This window comes from Streptomyces sp. P13-3-3 (genome assembly GCF_050571355.1).
GTDB lineage: Bacteria > Actinomycetota > Actinomycetes > Streptomycetales > Streptomycetaceae > Streptomyces > Streptomyces althioticus.
On sequence record NZ_CP192228.1, the window covers coordinates 3,957,111 to 3,974,300 of the forward strand.

Here is a 17,190-nt window from a genome sequence, read left to right on the forward strand (position 1 = left end):
GAGGCAGTGATGGGTGTGGCAGCCGGTCCGATCCGCGTGGTGGTGGCCAAGCCGGGGCTCGACGGCCACGATCGCGGGGCCAAGGTCATCGCGCGGGCCCTGCGCGACGCCGGTATGGAGGTGATCTACACCGGGCTCCACCAGACCCCCGAGCAGATCGTCGACACCGCGATCCAGGAGGACGCCGACGCGATCGGCCTGTCCATCCTCTCGGGCGCGCACAACACGCTGTTCGCGAAGGTCATCGAGCTGCTGAAGGAGCGGGACGCGGAGGACATCCTCGTCTTCGGCGGCGGCATCATCCCGGAGGCGGACATCCCCCCGCTGAAGGAGAAGGGCGTCGCGGAGATCTTCACGCCGGGCGCCACCACGGCGTCCATCGTGGACTGGGTGCGGGCGAACGTCCGCCAGCCCGCGGAGGCGTAGGCGCGGGGTCGCCGCGGGGAGCGGGTGGCGTGCCGCCGGGGCGGATGCGCCCGTTGTGGGCGCCGGTGTGGTGGCAGTCGCGGGCGTCCGGGTTTCCCAGGAGGGTGCCGGGGCGTCCGAGGCGGGCGCGCAGAGTGCCGATGAGGTGACGGCGTCCGATGTCGGCGCGGCCAGGACAGCGTGTGCCGACGTCGCGAGGGCCGTCGGGGCCCGTGCTTCCGGTGCTCGCGACACGGGAGCCGTGGCAGCCGCCCTTGCGACGGCGGGCGGCGGGATGCCCGTCTCCGGCCGCCGGCGCCGAGGGTGTCCGTCGGCGTGCGCGGGTCCGCCCCGCACGGCTTCGGTGGTGAGCGTGGGCGTGACGGGACCGGCCGGGCCGGTCAGGGCGCCGGTTCCTCCGGAGCCAGCTCCGCCAGCATCGCGCCGCGCAGCCGCAACGTGGTCACCAGGCGCTGGAACGCCTCCGACCAGTAGCTCGCGGCGCCGGGCGCCGCGTCCTCCGGCTCGTCCGGTATCGCCAGCAGCGCGTCCAGACGGCTCGCCTCGGACGGGTCGAGGCAGCGCTCGGCCAGGCCCATGACTCCGCTGAAACTCCATGGATAACTCCGCGCGTCCCGCGCGATGTTGAGCGCGTCGACCACGGCCCGTCCGAGCGGCGGGGCCCAGGGCACCGCACACACCCCGAGCAGCTGGAACGCCTCGGACAGGCCGTGCGTCTCGATGAACCCGGCCACCCACGCCGCCCGTTCACCGGCGTCCAGGGTGGCCAGCAGCCGGGCGCGCTCGGCCAGGGACACCGCCCCCGGGCCGCCCGCCTCCGGCGCGGACGGCTCCCCGAGCAGCGCGCGCGACCATGCCGCGTCCCGCTGCCGCACCGCCGCCCGGCACCAGGCCGCGTGCAGCTCGCCCTGCCAGCCGTCGGCGACCGGCAGCGCCACGATCTCCTCGGGCGTACGCCCGCCGAGCCGCCCCGGCCAGGTACCGAGAGGCGCCGCCTCCACCAACTGACCGAGCCACCACGAGCGTTCCCCGCGACCGGCCGGCGCCGTGGCCGCCACACCGTCACGCTCCATCGCCGCGTCGCACTCGTGCGGAGCCTCCACCACGATCGTCGGCACGTCCCGCGTACGGTCCACCGCCACGCACACCGCGGCGCGCGCCCCCATCCGCGCGGCCAGCGCCGAGGCGGGCAGCGCCGACAGCAGCTCGGCCGCCGTCGCCCGTACGTTGCGGCTGCGGTCGGCCAGCGCCCGCTCCAGGAAGGTCTCGTCGTCCGGGCCGAGTCCGGCGCGCAGGGAGTCCAGGAACATCAGCCGGTCCTCGGCGCGCTCCGTCGTCCACGTCTCCTCCAGCAGGGTCCGCGCGGCCGCCGCGTCCCGGGAGCGCAGAGCGGTGAGCAGCGTGACCCGCTCGGCGAAGAGGCCCTCCTGCCAGAGCCGCCGTATGCCCTGCGGATCCCGGAGGTCGGGCGCCGAGGGGCCGCCGCCGGGGGCCGCGCGCAGGGCGAACCGCCAGTCCGGGTTGAGCCGGGCCAGCCACAGCGCGCGCGGGCCCGCGAACCGCAGCGCCGCCGGTCGCAGGTCGGTGCGGCCCCGCGCCGCGTCGAGCAGGGCGGGCAGCGCCTGCGGGGGCGCCGCGTAGCCACGGGCGTTCGCCGCCTGGAGCCACTGCGGCAGCAGCTCCATCAGGTCCGGCGCCGCGCCCCGGCGGCCGGCGCCGGACGCGCCGGGACGGTCGGCGAGCAGCGCCCCGAGCCTGCGGGCGGCGGCCTGCGGCAGTGGAGGGCGCGGGTCCTCGGGGGCGGGGCGCAGCCGCTCGGCGGGCCGCGCGGGGCGCAGCCCGGCCCGTCGCCGTACGGTCGCCGCCGCGGCCCCGTCGAGCAGGTCGGACGGCGCCTGTGGTCCGGGCGCCGCGCCCGGCGGGACGCGCCGGTCGGTGCCCAGCAGAGCCGCGGTCACCAGCTCCTCCCAGTGGTCCGGGAGGGACGCGGCCACGGTGGCGGTCGTCCTGCTCATGAGCTTCCTTTCCGACGGGGGTCCCGGTGCGGTCGAAGACTCACGCGCACCGAGTGTCCAGCGATGTCCGAAAGATGCATGGAGGCGGTGGGACCGAAGGTGGTCGAGAGGCGGAAGTGGCTGGTCAGCACAGGGAGACCGCCTCTCCCGGACCCTGCGGCCAGGCCGCCAGGGGAGTGAAACCGCGGGGGCCGCACTCGCCGAACACCCGGACCGGGGCGCCTCCGGAGAGGGCGACCAGCCGCCACAGTGCCGGGCGGGACCGGGCCGCCGCGCCGACCGGCAGGGCATGGTCCTCGTCGGCGTCGGCCAGCTGCCAGCCGTCACCGTCCGGGACCGGCTCCACACGGTCGAGCGTCACCGGGACCGACTCCCGCCACGGGTCGTCGCGCAGCGCGGCGCCGTAGCGGGCGAGCGCCCCGGACGTCGTCGTGCCCGGCGGGCGCACGGTCGTCGGCACGGGCACCCCGAACCGCTCGGTCAGCGCCATCCGTGGCTGCCCGGCGCCCGGGTACGGGGTCAGCTCCGCGTCGACCGCCAGCCCGGCCGGGAGCGTCAGGTCGGGGGCGCGGCCGGCCGCCCCGTAGGAGAGGAGCAGCGCCGTACGGCCCGACGCCGTGCCGTGCAGCCAGATGCGACGGGTGGTCAGGCGGCCGTCCGAGGTGTCGTACTGGGCGAGGACCAGCCAGTCGTCGCGGATCGCGGGGCCCTCCGGCGACGCGGTCAGGCCGACACGGGAGCGGACCGTCGCGGCGAGCGGCTCGGGCAGCCGGTCGCGCCGTAGCCAGGCACGGGCCAGGAGATGGAGCAGAGCGCACTCCTCCAGCAGACGTACGGGGGCGTCGCCGCCCGCGCCGGCGCTCGCGAGCGCCCCCAGGTCCCGGACCCGGCCGGCCAGGCCCGGGGCCTGCGCGTCGACCATGCGGGCCGCGGTCTCCTCCCACAGGGCGGGACCGGACTGCGCGGCCGAGATCAGCCCCCCGCGGAGCAGGTCCGCCAGCCGCTGCTCCAGCTCGGCCGCCCCCGCCGTGATCCGCTCGGTCCGGCGCTCGGCACGCCGCCGGGCGGCCGGGGAGACGGGCGGTGGGGACGCGGCGGCAGCGGCCTCCGCCTCTCCCGCGCCGTCCGACGCGGCGTCACATGTCTGTGCCGGTGCCCGGGTCACGGTCCTGCGCACCCCCCGATCAGTCATGTCTCCGACGGTAGGTCCCGCCACTGACAGTCCGTGTCGGCCGGGCATGTGTGCAGGTCGGGGGTGATTGTCAGTGGCGTGGTGCACGGTGGGTGACAGATCCGAACCGGCCGAGCTGGAGGGGGGACCCAGCCATGTCTGCGTCCGCAGAACCGACGTCCGTCGACCCGCGTCGGAACGGCTCCGTGCCCGCGGACACCGGCACCGTGCGGCCGGACACCCTGCGTCCGCACGCCGAGCACGCCTTCGCGGACGAACTGGCCGCGCTGGCCGCCCAGGACGACCGTCCGCGCCCCGCCCGCTGGCGGCTGTCGCCGTGGGCCGTCGCCACCTACCTGCTCGGCGGGACGCTGCCGGACGGCACGGTGGTCACCCCCAAGTACGTGGGCCCGCGCCGGGTCGTGGAGGTCGCGGTGACCACACTCGCCACCGACCGCGCCCTGCTGCTGCTCGGCGTGCCCGGCACCGCCAAGACGTGGGTCTCCGAGCATCTGGCCGCCGCTGTCAGCGGCGACTCGACGCTGCTGGTGCAGGGCACGGCCGGCACTCCGGAGGAGGCCATCCGCTACGGCTGGAACTACGCCCGGCTGCTCGCCCACGGCCCCAGCCGCGACGCCCTGGTCCCCAGCCCCGTGATGCGGGCGATGGCGGAGGGCAGGACGGCCCGCGTCGAGGAGCTGACCCGGATCCCGGCCGACGTCCAGGACTCCCTGATCACGATCCTGTCGGAGAAGACCCTGCCGATACCGGAGCTCGGGCAGGAGGTGCAGGCCGTCCGCGGCTTCAACCTGATCGCCACGGCCAACGACCGGGACCGCGGGGTCAACGAGCTGTCCAGCGCCCTGCGCCGACGGTTCAACACGGTGGTGCTGCCGCTGCCGGAGAGTCCGGAGGCGGAGGTCGACATCGTCACCCGCCGGGTGGAGCAGATCGGGCGGTCGCTGGACCTGCCGGCGGTGCCCGACGGCGTCGACGAGATCCGACGGGTCGTCACCGTCTTCCGCGAACTGCGCGACGGTGTGACCGCCGACGGGCGGACGAAGCTGAAGTCGCCCAGCGGCACGCTGTCGACGGCCGAGGCGATCTCCGTCGTCACGGGCGGTCTGGCCCTCGCCGCCCACTTCGGCGACGGCGTACTGCGGGCCGGTGACGTCGCCGCGGGCGTGCTCGGGGCGGTCGTCCGCGACCCGGCGGCGGACCGTGTCGTCTGGCAGGAGTACCTGGAGACCGTCGTCCGTGAGCGCGACGGCTGGTCGGACTTCTACCGGGCCTGCCGCGAGGCCGGCGCATGAACGGGGGCCAGGCACGGGACGCGGGGCAGCCGCTGCTGCTCGGCGTGCGCCACCACGGGCCCGGGTCGGCGAGAGCCGTGCGGGCCGCGCTGGAGGCGTCCCGGCCGCGCGTCGTGCTCGTCGAGGGCCCGCCCGAGGCCGACCCGCTGGTCCCGCTGGCCGCGTCGGAGGACATGCGCCCGCCGGTCGCCCTGCTCGCCCACGCCGTGGACGAGCCCGGCCGGTCGGCGTTCTGGCCGCTCGCCGCGTTCTCCCCGGAGTGGGTCGCGCTCCGCTGGGCGCTGGAGCACGGGGTGCCCGCCCGCTTCATCGACCTGCCGGCCGCCCACACGCTCGCCTGGGAGCGGGACGAGGAGGACGAGGAGGACACGGACGAGCAGGACGGGGACGGCGGAGACAAGGACGGGGAGGAAGGCGGCACGGACGCGGGGGAGCAGGACGCCCCGGGCGAGGACGTGCGGGTCGATCCGCTCGGGGTGCTCGCCGGCACCGCCGGGTACGACGACGCCGAGCGCTGGTGGGAGGACGTCGTCGAGCACCGGGGCGCGGGAAAGGGGGACGCGCTCGCGCCGTTCACCGCCCTGGAGGAGGCCATGACGGCGCTGCGGGAGACGTACGGCAGCGGCGGGTACCGGCGGGACCTGATCCGTGAGGCCCACATGCGGCTGCGGATACGGGACGCGCGGCGGGAGTTCGGGGACGGCGTGGCCGTGGTCTGCGGCGCGTGGCACGTGCCGGCGCTCCGGCGGCGTACGGGCGTGACGGCCGACCGGGCGCTGCTCAAGGGGCTGCCGAAGGTGAAGACGGACGTGACATGGGTGCCGTGGACGCACCGCAGACTGTCCCGGGCCGGCGGGTACGGCGCGGGCATCGACTCGCCCGGGTGGTACGCGCATCTGTTCGCCGCCCCGGACCGGCCGGTCGAGCGGTGGCTGACCAGGGTCGCGGGACTGCTGCGGGCCGAGGACCGCACCGTGTCGCCCGGGCATGTCATCGAGGCGGTGCGGCTCGCCGAGACCCTCGCCGCCCTCCGCGGACGGCCGCTGCCCGGCCTGGGCGAGGCCACCGACGCCGTACGGGCGGTGATGTGCGAGGGCTCCGACGTGCCGCTGGCGCTGGTGCGCGACCGGCTGGTCGTCGGCGACGTGCTGGGGGAGGTGCCGGACACGGTGCCCGCGGTGCCGTTGCAGCGGGACCTGGAGCGGACGCAGCGCCGGCTGCGGCTCGGACCGGAGGCGGTCGAGCGGGAGCTGGACCTCGACCTGCGCGAGGACACCGGAGCGGAGCGCAGCCGGCTGCTGCACCGGCTGCGGCTGCTCGGCATCGACTGGGGACGCCCGGCCGCCTCACGCCCCGGCACCGGCACCTTCCGGGAGACCTGGCGCCTGCGCTGGGAGCCGGAACTGGCCGTGCGCACCGCCGAGGCGGGGGTGTGGGGGACGACCGTGCTCGCGGCTGCGACGGCCAAGGCGGAGGCGGACGCGGTCACCGCGCGCGGCCTCGCCGACGTCACGGCTCTCGCGGAGCACTGCCTGCTGGCCGCCCTGCCCGACGCCCTGCCGGTGGTGATGCGCGTCCTCGCCGACCGCGCCGCCCTCGACACCGACGTCGCCCACCTCGCGCAGGCGCTGCCCGCCCTCGTCCGGTCCCTGCGCTACGGCGACGTCCGCGGCACCGACACCGCCGCTCTCGCCGAGGTCGCCGTGGGCCTCGCCGAGCGGGTCTTCGTCGGACTGCCCCCGGCCTGCGCCGGGCTGGACGCCGACGCGGCCGAGGAGATGCGGGGCCATGTCGACGCGGTGCACGGCGCGCTGGGCCTGCTCGCCGACGTCCCCGCGGCGCGCGACGGGAGACTGCGCGCACGCTGGCGGGCCGTGCTGCGGACGCTGTCCGCACGGGACACCGTGCCCGGGGTGCTGCGCGGGCGGGCGGTGCGCCTCCTGCTCGACGAGGGTGAGCTGGCGCAGGACGAGGCGGCGCGGCTCATGGGGCTCGTGCTGTCGCCGGGCACACCCCCGGCGGACGCGGCCGGGTGGATCGAGGGGTTCGTCGGCGGCTCCGGCGGCGGGCTGCTGCTGGTCCACGACGAGCGGTTGTTCGGCCTGGTCGACCGGTGGCTGACGGCGGTCCCGGCGGAGGCGTTCACGGACGTGCTGCCGCTGCTGCGCCGCACGTTCTCGGCGTACGAGCCGGGGGTGCGGCGCACGCTCGGGGAACTGGTGCGCCGGGGACCGCGGCGACGTGACCGCACGGACCGCGCGGCGGCCGGAGCACCCGGCTTCGGGCCGGGCGTGGACGAGACGCGGGCGGACGCCGTCTCGCCGGTGCTGCGGCTGCTGCTGGGGCCGGACGGCGACGAGGGGACGCGCGGGGAGCGAGTGGAGGTGCGGCGATGACGGAGGACGCGGCGGGGGAGCGGCTGCGCCGGTGGCGGCTCGTACTCGGCGGCGACGCGGCCGACGGCACCGGACACGCGCTGTCCGGACAGGACACCGCGGTCGACGACGCCCTCACCGCCCTCTACGGCAGGGACGACACCCCCACGGCGGGGCGCGAACGGGCGGGAGGACTGGGGGCGTCGGCGCCGTCGGTGGCGCGCTGGCTCGGTGACATCCGCACCTACTTCCCCACTTCCGTCGTCCAGGTCATGCAGCGCGACGCCATCGACCGGCTCGGCCTCGGCACGCTGCTGCTGGAACCCGAGATGCTGGAGGCGGTCGAGGCCGACGTGCACCTCGTCGGCACGCTGCTCTCCCTCACCCAGGCGATGCCCGAGACGACGAGGGAGACGGCACGGGAGGTCGTGCGCAAGGTCGTCGAGGACCTGGAGAAGCGGCTCGCCACCCGCACCCGGGCCACCCTCACCGGCGCCCTCGACCGCGGCGCCCGCGTCCGCCGGCCCCGCCACCACGACATCGACTGGAACCGCACCGTCGCCGCCAACCTCCGGCACTACCTCCCCGAGCACGGCACCGTCGTGCCCGAGCGGCTCGTCGGCCACGGGCGCGCCTCGCGGTCGGTGCGGAAGGAGGTCGTGCTCTGCGTGGACCAGTCCGGCTCGATGGCGTCGTCGGTCGTGTACGCGTCGGTGTTCGGGGCGGTCCTCGCGTCGATGCGGGCGGTCGCCACCCGGCTCGTCGTCTTCGACACGGAGGTCGTCGACCTGACCGAGCGACTGGACGACCCGGTGGACGTCCTCTTCGCCACCCGGCTCGGCGGCGGCACGGACATCAACCGGGCGCTCGCGTACTGCCAGTCGCGCATCACCCGGCCCGCCGACACGGTCGTCGTGCTGATCAGCGACCTCTACGAAGGCGGGATACGCGACGAGATGCTGAAGCGGGTGGCGGCGATCAAGGCGTCCGGCGCGCAGTTCGTGTCGCTGCTCGCCCTCTCCGACGAGGGCGCGCCCGCGTACGACAGGGAGCACGCGGCGGCCCTGGCGGCGCTGGGCGCGCCGGCGTTCGCCTGCACCCCCGACCTCTTCCCCGAGGTGATGGCGGCGGCGATCGAGAGGCGGCCGCTGCCGATACCGGACGCGGGGGCGGCCGGGCCCGACTCCCCGCGCTGAAAACGGACATGAGTGCCCATCGGTGACACGGGGGTTGCGGGATCGCGGGCGGCGCGTGCAAGGATCGGGGGCGTTCGATCGAGGACCCGTGAAGGTGTCCCGGTGGTCCCCGCAGTCCGGAGAGGGAACGCCCTGTCGACCTGGTCAGCAACAGCCCTGCCCGGGGCCGCCGCGCGCGTGGTGCGCGCCGCGGCCCGCAGGCGTGCGGTGCGGCTGGCGCTGGTGGCGGGGGCGGTGTTCGTCCTGGGCGTCCTGTTCGGGGAGCGGGCCCAGGCCGCGGACGGCCCGTCCGCCGGGGTGGTGCGGATGGACGCCGGGAGCGTCGGATCCGTGCTGGACGGCCTCACGGCGGGCGGCGACGGACGTGTGTCCAGGACCGACGGGCCTCAGCCCGAGAAGCCGGCCGGGAGCGCCCTGCGCCCTGCTGCTGACCCTCTGCAGCGCGAGCGGGGCTCGCGGCCTGACGCCGGGGCGGTCGCGCAGCCCGTGACCGGGACCGATGCGCGGCCTGCCCAGACGCGGGCGGCGCAGCCGGGCGGTGAGCAGGCGGCGCGGCCCGGCGCCGAGATCCATGCGCGGTCGGGGGTGAAGCGGGCCGCGCTGTCTCTCGGTGAGGCGGTGCGTGTCGCGGACGAGCGGGTGGTGCGACCTGTCGTGGAACGGGTTGTGCAGCCGGTCGCCGGGCAATCGGACGAGCAAGGGCGCCCTGTGGAGCCACAGGTCTCTGCCGGAAGGCCGCTCGGACCCGTTCTGCGGCCCGTCGGGCAGGTGGTCCGTGGCGTGACCCAGGAGTTGGGCGCCGTCACCTCGACCCTGTCCGCAGTGTCCCAGTCCGCCGTGTCCCTGCCTGCCGTGTCCCTGCCCGTCCTGGAGCACCCCGCCGTGCTGCCGCCTCAGGTGTTGCCGGGGCTCCCCGTCCTGCCGGCCCTCCCGGAGCTCGCGGGCCTCCCCGCGCGTCTCCTCCCCGTTCCCGCCGCTCCGGCCGCCCCCGGCAAGCAGGCGCCCGTGCCCCCGCCGACGGCGGTAGACACCCCCGCCACTCCATCTGCCCCCGTCACCCAAGGCCCTCGGCCCTCCGTGACGACCACCCCCGACGGCGTTCCCACCGCCCCTGAGCCGGCTCCCGCCTCCCGGGCGACCGCCGCCCCGCCCCAGGCGCCCCCCGTCCCCACGGACAGGGGGAAGGGCGACGGCGCTCTCGGCAGCCGGTCGTCCGCCGACCAGGGCACCGCCCGGCACGCCGACGCCGGTGCCGTGCCCGCCGCCCACCGGCCCGTGCCCCGGCTCGTGCCGGGTGCCGCCGCGCCCGCGGAGACCCCGCGCACGCGCGAGCACAGCCGGGACGTCCACGTCCCGCCCGCCTAGGCCGTACGGCGACCTTCCCGCGCAGGCGCGCGCAGCCGTCCGTACGGACAGATGCCCCGTCCCGGCCGAAACCGCCGTGGACCGGCCGTCCCTTCGTCCTCCGGTGCGCACCCGCCTGTCACCCGTTCCTGACTCACGGGTAACAAAGGACTCCGCGGGGAAGGACCCGGACAGCCGAAAGCCGTCGGTTCGTCCGGCCGCGACCTCGCGGAGGGGAGGCCGGCCCCCATTGGGGAATGGGGGCCGACCGCCCCGCAACCCCGGATCAGGGCTTCACCGCCCGTCCGGGTTGTTCGGCAGGGCCTCACCGGGCCAACCCCAGCCCGGTGAGGCCCCTCACGCGCGGCACGCGGTGCCGGAGAAGCCGACATCATGTGACAGGTATCACCGCTCACGTGTGACTCGCGATTTAGAGGCTCCCCCCATGCGGCGATAACCTGCGAGACGGACATGCCGCGCGCTCGGACACCGTGTGCGCCTCCCTTGTGACAGAGCGGACGTCACGTTGCCCTTCGCGGCACGCCCACGCATCCAACGAACCGCGAGATCACTGATAGGGACGGAAGCGCGTGGACCTGTTCGAGTACCAGGCGAGGGACCTCTTCGCCAAGCACGATGTACCGGTGCTGGCCGGTGAAGTCATCGACACGCCTGAGGCGGCCCGCGCAGCCACTGAGCGTCTCGGTGGCAAGTCCGTCGTCAAGGCCCAGGTGAAGGTCGGTGGCCGCGGCAAGGCCGGCGGCGTGAAGCTGGCCGCGAGCGCGGACGAGGCCGTGGCCCGTGCGACCGACATCCTCGGCATGGACATCAAGGGCCACACGGTCCACAAGGTGATGATCGCCGAGACGGCCCCGGAGATCCTGGAGGAGTACTACGTCTCCTTCCTCCTCGACCGTGCCAACCGCACCTTCCTCTCCATCGCGTCCGTCGAGGGCGGCATGGAGATCGAGGAGGTGGCGGCCACCCGTCCGGAGGCCGTCGCCAAGATCGCGATCGACGCCATCGACGGCGTGGACGAGGCGAAGGCCCGCGAGATCGTCGAGGCCGCCAAGTTCCCGGCCGAGGTCGCGGACAAGGTCGCCAACGTCCTGATCAAGCTGTGGGACACCTTCATCAAGTCGGACGCCCTCCTCGTCGAGGTCAACCCGCTCGCGAAGGTCGCCTCCGGCGACGTCATCGCCCTGGACGGCAAGGTGTCGCTCGACGACAACGCCGAGTTCCGTCACCCCGAGTACGAGGAGCTCCACGACAAGGCCGCGGCGAACCCGCTCGAGGCCGCCGCCAAGGAGAAGAACCTCAACTACGTCAAGCTCGACGGCGAGGTCGGCATCATCGGCAACGGCGCGGGTCTCGTCATGAGCACCCTGGACGTCGTCGCGTACGCCGGTGAGAAGCACGGCGACGTCAAGCCGGCCAACTTCCTGGACATCGGCGGTGGCGCCTCCGCCCAGGTCATGGCCAACGGCCTCGAGATCATCCTCGGCGACCCGGACGTCAAGTCCGTCTTCGTCAACGTCTTCGGCGGCATCACCGCCTGCGACGAGGTCGCCAACGGCATCGTCCAGGCCCTGAAGCTGCTGGAGGACCGCGGCGAGAAGGTCGAGAAGCCGCTCGTCGTGCGCCTCGACGGCAACAACGCCGAGCTCGGCCGGCAGATCCTCACCGACGCCAACCACCCGCTGGTGCAGCGCGTCGACACCATGGACGGCGCGGCCGACAAGGCCGCCGAGCTGGCCAACGCCGCCAAGTAAGCACTCAGGACGAGGACACAACACACCATGGCTATCTGGCTCAACAAGGACAGCAAGGTCATCGTCCAGGGCATGACCGGCGCCACGGGCATGAAGCACACCAAGCTCATGCTCGGTGACGGCACCAACGTCGTGGGCGGCGTCAACCCGCGCAAGGCGGGTCAGACCGTGGACTTCGACGGCACCGAGGTACCCGTCTTCGGCACCGTCAAGGAGGCCATCGAGAAGACCGGCGCCAACGTCTCCGTCATCTTCGTGCCGGAGAAGTTCACCAAGGACGCGGTCGTCGAGGCCATCGACGCCGAGATCCCGCTGGCCGTCGTGATCACCGAGGGCATCGCCGTGCACGACTCGGCCGCCTTCTGGTCGTACGCCGGCAAGAAGGGCAACAAGACCCGGATCATCGGCCCGAACTGCCCCGGCATCATCACCCCGGGCCAGTCCAACGTCGGCATCATCCCGGGCGACATCACCAAGCCGGGCCGCATCGGCCTGGTCTCGAAGTCCGGCACGCTGACGTACCAGATGATGTACGAGCTGCGTGACATCGGCTTCTCGACCGCCGTCGGCATCGGTGGCGACCCGATCATCGGCACCACGCACATCGACGCGCTCGCCGCGTTCGAGGCCGACCCCGAGACCGACCTGATCGTCATGATCGGCGAGATCGGCGGTGACGCCGAGGAGCGTGCCGCGGAGTACATCTCGAAGAACGTGACCAAGCCGGTCGTCGGCTACGTCGCGGGCTTCACCGCGCCCGAGGGCAAGACCATGGGCCACGCCGGCGCCATCGTCTCCGGCTCCTCCGGCACCGCGCAGGCGAAGAAGGAGGCCCTCGAGGCCGCCGGCGTCAAGGTCGGCAAGACGCCGACCGAGACCGCCAAGCTGGCGCGCGCGATCCTCGCCGGCTGAACCGCCGGCGCGACAGCGCATCGTACGGGTGGGCCCGTTCCCCTGGCCGGGGGACGGGCCCACCCGTCGTTTCCCGCGCGGACGCGGCTCAGCGGGCCTGTGGGGAGAGGCGTTCCGGGCCGTCGAGCAGGGCCTCGCGCAGGTGGTCGCGCAGCTCGCGCTGCTTGTCCGAGAGGGGACCCGGCGCCACCCGGGGCGGCACGCCCCGCACCGTCTCGCCCGGCGGCACGGGCGGTACGTAGTGCGTGGGCGCCGTGCTCAGGGTCATCGCCGTGCTGCCGATCAGGACGACGGTGACGGCCGCCGCCGTCCGCGTCCACAGACGCGCCCGGCGCTCGCCGCCGCCGCGGACCGCCGCCGGTTCCGCCGCCCGCGTCCGGCCGGTGGACGCCAGCTCCGCCAGCCGGTCGTGCAGCTCCCCCGGATCGGCCAGCTCCGGCAGCCGCTCCGCGAGGACCTCCCGCGCGTGCGTCAGCCGCCCGGCCGTGGCGCGCGTGCTGGCCTCCGTCTCCGCCGCGGTCTCGGGCAGGTCCAGGCCGACGCCGTCGTACAGCACGAGCGCGCGGCGGTACGACGGCGGCAGGCTCAGCAGCGCGTCCAGCAGCGCGCGGTCGTCCTCCTCGGGCGGCGGGGGCTCGGGGTGCCGGTAGCGGCGGCGGAGGCGGTGCCAGGGGGACAGCGCCCAGTCGTGCGCGGCCGCCCGTACCCACCCCGCCGGGTCAGGGTCGCGGGCCACCTCCGGCCAGTGGTCCCACGCGCGCTGGAAGGCCCGCTCCACGGACTCGTGCGCGAGGTCGCGCCGCCCGGTGAGCAGGTACGCCTGCCGGACGAGGGCGGGAGCGCAGTACGCGTACAGCGCGTCGAAGGCCTGCGCGGGCGTCAGATACGGCCCCGCACCCCGCGCGGCGGGGACCACCCGTGACGCGCGCTCCCGCCCCGACGGCCGCAGCACCCGAGCCCAGGAGGGTCGCCGACGCCCACCGCCCTCGTCCGCCCGGCCCGGCGCCGGCAGGGCTCCACCGCGGGACGGCCCCCGGCGCGCCGACACGGAGTCGGGCCCGCCCACCGGTACAGCGTTCCGCTCCGGTGGCGACGCGGGGCCCGGTTCAGCTTCACGGGCCGGCCCGGAGGCGCCTGTCGGCGCCGCCTCCCGCCCCGACGCAGGATCGCCCTTCGACTCGGGCCCCCGCTCAGGCTCCGATCCGCCGTTCGACGCCGGCTCGCCGTCCAACTCGGTCCCGCTCTCCGGCTTCCTGCCTGGGCCCGGCGCTCGCCCGGCCTCCCGCGCAGGTCGGTCCGCCGACGACGCGTCCGGACCCGACGACGTGTCAGCCGGCTGCGGCGACACGAGCGCCGTCGGGGTCAGGGCGAACTCGGCGGGGTCCAGGGCTGCCGCGCCTCCACCGCCCTCGACCTGTGCCGTACGGATCGTCACCCCGTCGACCACGTGCGGCGTCTGACGGGCCGTGTCCGCCGTCAGCGTGGACAGCAGGTCCGCGTACGCGACCCTGTTGCGCCCCCGAGGTGTGCTGCGCCCCGACTCCCAGGCGCGCACCGTGTCGGGGCGCACCCCGAGACGTTTCGCGAGCTGAGCGCGCGTCAGCGCGCAGGCCTCCCGCAGGCGTCGGCGTTCGTTCGGCGGGGGGAGCGGAACGGCAGGGCTCCGCGTCACTGGACGTCCCTCAGTACAGAAAAGTACATAAACGTATATTGAGCGACACAGCCGAGCTTCGCCTGTTACGCCGGTAAAGCGCGTGTCGTTGGGAGCATGGCGGGCGTGATCCAGACGACCGTACGCCGATCGATGCCGGCCTCCCTGCTCCGCCGGGTGCGTCACCGCTCGCCCGGGCTGGCCAACGGCCTGGTCGGCGGCGCCCTCGCGGCCGGGCTGGGCCTCGCGGCGTTCACCGTGCTCGTGATGCTGCTGTGGGTCAGCTCGCCCTACCCGGACAGCGGACCCGGCGGCGCCCTGCACGTCGCGGCGGCCCTGTGGCTGCTGGCGCACGGCGCCGAACTGGTCCGCGTCGACACCCTCTCCGGCGCCCCCGCCCCGATGGGCGTGCCCCCGCTGCTGCTGGCCGTGGTGCCGGTGTGGCTGCTGCACCGGGCGGCACGGGACACCGCCGAGGGGGACGCCCGCGACAACGCCCCGCTGATGCCGGGCCGCATCGCCTGGGCGGGTGTCGTCCTCGGCTACCTCGCCGTCGCCGCCCCCGCCGCCCTCTACGCAACCGGCGGTGCCCTGCGCCCGTCGTGGGCGTGGACGGCGCTGTGCGTGCCGCTGGTCGCGTTCGTGGCCGCCGGGGCGGGCGTGTGGACCGCGTACGGACGGCCCAGCGGACCGCTGGAGCAGGTGCTGGGCGCCGTGCTGCCCCGGAGCGCGCGGCACCTGGTGCTGGGCCCCGACGGCCGTCCCGGAGTCGCGGCGCGCGCGGCGGCGGCCGGGGCGACGGTGCTGGTCGCGGGTGGCGCGGTGCTGCTGACGGTGTCGCTGGGCTGGCACCTCGGCGAGACCCGCCGTACGTTCGGACGGCTGACCGAGGGCTGGTCGGGGTGGCTGGCGGTGCTGCTGCTCTGCGTCACGCTGCTGCCGAACGCGGCGGTGTGGGCGGCGGCCTACGCCCTCGGTCCCGGCTTCCTGCTCGGCACGGACGTCGCGGTGACGCCGCTCGGTGCGCAGGCGGCGCCGCTGTTGCCGCCGTTCCCGCTGCTGGCGGCGGTGCCGGACCCCGGAGCGGGCACGGCGCTGCACGGGACGGTCGCGGCGCTGCCGCTCACGGCGGGGGTCGTGGTGGGGTGGTTCGTCGGTCGGGGATCCGTGTCGGGCGGCGGACGCTTCGGCATCCGGACGCCCGGGCGGACCGCCGGTGCGGCGGCGTTCGCGGCGGGGCTGTGCGGGCTGCTGATGGCGCTGCTCGCCGGGCTGGCGGGCGGCCCGCTGGGCACGGCCGCGCTGGCCCGGTTCGGCCCGGTGTGGTGGCAGGTGGGCCTGGCCACGGCGGTGTGGCTCGGGCCGGCGGCCGCCGCGACGGCCCTGACCGTGCGGGCCTGGCGCCTGCGGGGGGCGTACGGGAGGGGCGAGCGTCGTCCGGACCGTGTGGCCGCGCGCCGTCGCCGTCCGGCCCTCCCGCGCCCGGCCCTGAGGGAACGGCTCCCTCGCGGCACCTGGTTCCAGCGGAAGCGCGCAGGACGCTCGCCCGCCCCCGGGCCCGCCGCCGCGGACGAGCCCTACCTGCTCCTCGACGACGACGGCGACCTCGACGCCCTCCGTACGGACGCGGACCCCCTGGGCCTTGTCCCGCGTTCCGCCCCCACCTCACCCCTGGAGGACCTCGCGCCCCCGCGCGACCCCGGGCCCGCGAACGACCTCCCCAAGGACACCGGCCCCCGCCCACCCGCGTGAGCGCACGCACCACACCCACCGCCCGCCCCGCCCGGCCCCGGACGACACCGGCCCCCGTCCACCCGCAGAAGCGGGTGGACGGGGGCCGGTGCGGAAGCGAAGAGCGTCCCGAGGACGAACCGTCAGCTCTCCTCGTCCAGCAGGCCCCGCAGCTGCTCCGGCAGGTGGTCCCCGCAGGACTGGCGTGCCTCCTGCGTGAGGGCGTCGCTGGTGCACTCGTAGTAGTCGCTGTAGATCAGACGGGCGCCGAAGACACCGGCCACCAGCAGCAGCGCCAGGGATGCCGTGACGAGGCCGCTCACCGCCGCCGTAGTCTGCGGGCGGCCCTTCTGCTCGGACGCCGGGGCGTCCGGGTCCTGCCCGCGGGGCTTGGCGCGCAGGGCGCTGATGCTCCAGTACAGGGCGAGCGCGCCCAGGAGCAGCGCCAGGTACGGCCAGTTGAACAGGGCGAAGAAGAAGGCCCACATGCCGCCCAGCAGGGCGTAGCGCGCGCGGCGCTGGGCCGGGTCCGTGGGGTCCCAGCGCATGCCCGGACCCTGCTGTCCGCCGCCCTGCCCCTCGGGGCCTCGGGGACGCTCGCCGAAGCCGCCGGAGGAGCGGCCGGGCTGCCGGTCGCTCCAGTTGCGGCCCCAGGGGTTACGGCCGCCCCGGTCGTCGCCGCCCTCGTCGCCCGAGGGGTGGCGCGGCTGCCAGGGGCGGTCGGGCGTGCCCTCCGGCGGGGGCGCGAACGGGTTGTCGTCCTGGCCCTGGCCGTCGCGGCGGTCGTCGCCGTCACCTCGGGGGGCGTCGGGCGGCGAGGAGGGGCGCTCCCGCAGCAGCACGGCGCCACGCTCCCCTCCCTGGGCCGACTGCTGGGGGAACGTGAGGAGTCGCAGGCTGCGGTCCGGCATCAAGTGAGCGTCTTCCCCTTTGTGAAGCACGGCGTGAGTGCGGTGTGACCGCCTCGCGCGACGTATCGACTACGAGTGAGCGGTGAGCTGGTGCGTTCCCGTCAGCTCCGCGCGGCCCGGGTCCGTCGCCCTGTGAACGAACGGTGCGCGGTCGGCGTTCCCGTGCGCCCCGGCGTCCAGAAGCTGCGTACCCCGGCCGGCTCCTACCAGACGCTACCTTCCGGCCACGCCCCCGTCCCGCGGGGGCCCGTCGGGAGTGCCGGTATCGTTGCTGCCGGTCGGCCGCTTCGTAGGCTTCCCCGTATGAGGGGGCGCGAAGCATTCGTAGGAATGTACAAAGCGCTGTGCCGCCGACCGTACAGGCGCTTCCCGA

Annotated in this window: 13 protein-coding genes and 1 pseudogene; 8 read left to right on the top strand and 6 right to left on the bottom strand. The window is 75.4% G+C overall.

Annotation, left to right across the window (positions count from 1 at the left end; all coding sequences use genetic code 11):
- The first annotated feature begins 9 nt into the window (after positions 1–9).
- Complete coding sequence (locus ACQZOG_RS18200) at positions 10–426, top strand: cobalamin B12-binding domain-containing protein (protein ID WP_033272389.1); 417 nt, start codon at positions 10–12, stop codon at positions 424–426.
- A gap of 380 nt (positions 427–806) precedes the next feature.
- Here the strand turns inward: ACQZOG_RS18200 and ACQZOG_RS18205 are convergent, their stop codons facing one another.
- Both ACQZOG_RS18205 and ACQZOG_RS18210 read right to left on the bottom strand, forming a co-directional pair.
- Positions 807–2,441: a DUF5691 domain-containing protein gene (locus ACQZOG_RS18205; RefSeq protein WP_430741654.1), complete on the bottom strand. Its 1,635-nt coding sequence runs from the start codon at positions 2,439–2,441 to the stop codon at positions 807–809.
- A 124-nt stretch (positions 2,442–2,565) separates the two neighbouring features.
- Complete coding sequence (locus ACQZOG_RS18210) at positions 2,566–3,633, bottom strand: hypothetical protein (protein ID WP_430741655.1); 1,068 nt, start codon at positions 3,631–3,633, stop codon at positions 2,566–2,568.
- A gap of 134 nt (positions 3,634–3,767) precedes the next feature.
- Here ACQZOG_RS18210 and ACQZOG_RS18215 point away from each other — a divergent pair, with 134 nt between their 5' ends.
- Genes ACQZOG_RS18215 through ACQZOG_RS18225 form a run of 3 tightly spaced genes read left to right on the top strand, consistent with a single transcriptional unit; the run spans position 3,768 to position 8,496 of the window.
- Positions 3,768–4,925 (top strand): ATP-binding protein, encoded by a 1,158-nt coding sequence (locus ACQZOG_RS18215; RefSeq protein WP_033272387.1) that lies wholly within the window; start codon positions 3,768–3,770, stop codon positions 4,923–4,925.
- Positions 4,922–7,321: a DUF5682 family protein gene (locus ACQZOG_RS18220; RefSeq protein WP_430741656.1), complete on the top strand. Its 2,400-nt coding sequence runs from the start codon at positions 4,922–4,924 to the stop codon at positions 7,319–7,321. The genes ACQZOG_RS18215 and ACQZOG_RS18220 overlap by 4 nt, the downstream gene beginning before the upstream one ends.
- Positions 7,318–8,496: a VWA domain-containing protein gene (locus tag ACQZOG_RS18225; protein WP_430741657.1), complete on the top strand. Its 1,179-nt coding sequence runs from the start codon at positions 7,318–7,320 to the stop codon at positions 8,494–8,496. The genes ACQZOG_RS18220 and ACQZOG_RS18225 overlap by 4 nt, the downstream gene beginning before the upstream one ends.
- A gap of 144 nt (positions 8,497–8,640) precedes the next feature.
- Here ACQZOG_RS18225 and ACQZOG_RS18230 read toward each other — a convergent pair whose 3' ends face one another.
- Entirely contained in the window at positions 8,641–9,195 is a 555-nt protein-coding gene (locus tag ACQZOG_RS18230) for a hypothetical protein (protein ID WP_430741658.1), read from the bottom strand.
- 81 nt (positions 9,196–9,276) lie between these two features.
- On the opposite strand from ACQZOG_RS18230, the gene ACQZOG_RS18235 reads away from it, so the two are divergent.
- The 3 genes from ACQZOG_RS18235 (at position 9,277) to sucD (ending at position 12,524) form a co-directional block, all read left to right on the top strand.
- On the top strand, positions 9,277–9,861 hold the full coding sequence (locus ACQZOG_RS18235) for a hypothetical protein (protein ID WP_430741659.1): 585 nt from the start codon (positions 9,277–9,279) through the stop codon (positions 9,859–9,861).
- 569 nt (positions 9,862–10,430) lie between these two features.
- Positions 10,431–11,612 (top strand): ADP-forming succinate--CoA ligase subunit beta, encoded by a 1,182-nt coding sequence (gene sucC / locus ACQZOG_RS18240; RefSeq protein WP_033272383.1) that lies wholly within the window; start codon positions 10,431–10,433, stop codon positions 11,610–11,612.
- A 27-nt stretch (positions 11,613–11,639) separates the two neighbouring features.
- Positions 11,640–12,524: a succinate--CoA ligase subunit alpha gene (sucD, locus tag ACQZOG_RS18245; protein WP_033272382.1), complete on the top strand. Its 885-nt coding sequence runs from the start codon at positions 11,640–11,642 to the stop codon at positions 12,522–12,524.
- Positions 12,525–12,612: 88 nt separating this feature from the next.
- Here sucD and ACQZOG_RS18250 read toward each other — a convergent pair whose 3' ends face one another.
- Positions 12,613–13,440 (bottom strand): RNA polymerase sigma factor, encoded by an 828-nt coding sequence (locus tag ACQZOG_RS18250; RefSeq protein WP_286199466.1) that lies wholly within the window; start codon positions 13,438–13,440, stop codon positions 12,613–12,615.
- Positions 13,441–14,028: 588 nt separating this feature from the next.
- Positions 14,029–14,361, bottom strand: a pseudogene (locus ACQZOG_RS18255) (helix-turn-helix domain-containing protein); the annotation flags it as partial.
- Between ACQZOG_RS18255 and ACQZOG_RS18260 the strand changes: the two are divergent.
- Positions 14,293–15,927 carry a cell division protein PerM gene (locus ACQZOG_RS18260; protein WP_380825187.1) on the top strand — a complete coding sequence of 545 codons (1,635 nt, stop codon included), beginning with the start codon at positions 14,293–14,295 and terminating at the stop codon, positions 15,925–15,927. The pseudogene ACQZOG_RS18255 and the gene ACQZOG_RS18260 sit on opposite strands and share 69 nt — an antisense overlap.
- Before the next feature lie 122 nt (positions 15,928–16,049).
- On the opposite strand, the gene ACQZOG_RS18265 is transcribed toward ACQZOG_RS18260, so the two are convergent.
- Entirely contained in the window at positions 16,050–16,817 is a 768-nt protein-coding gene (locus ACQZOG_RS18265; RefSeq protein ID WP_230229108.1) for a hypothetical protein, read from the bottom strand.
- Positions 16,818–17,190 lie beyond the last annotated feature (373 nt).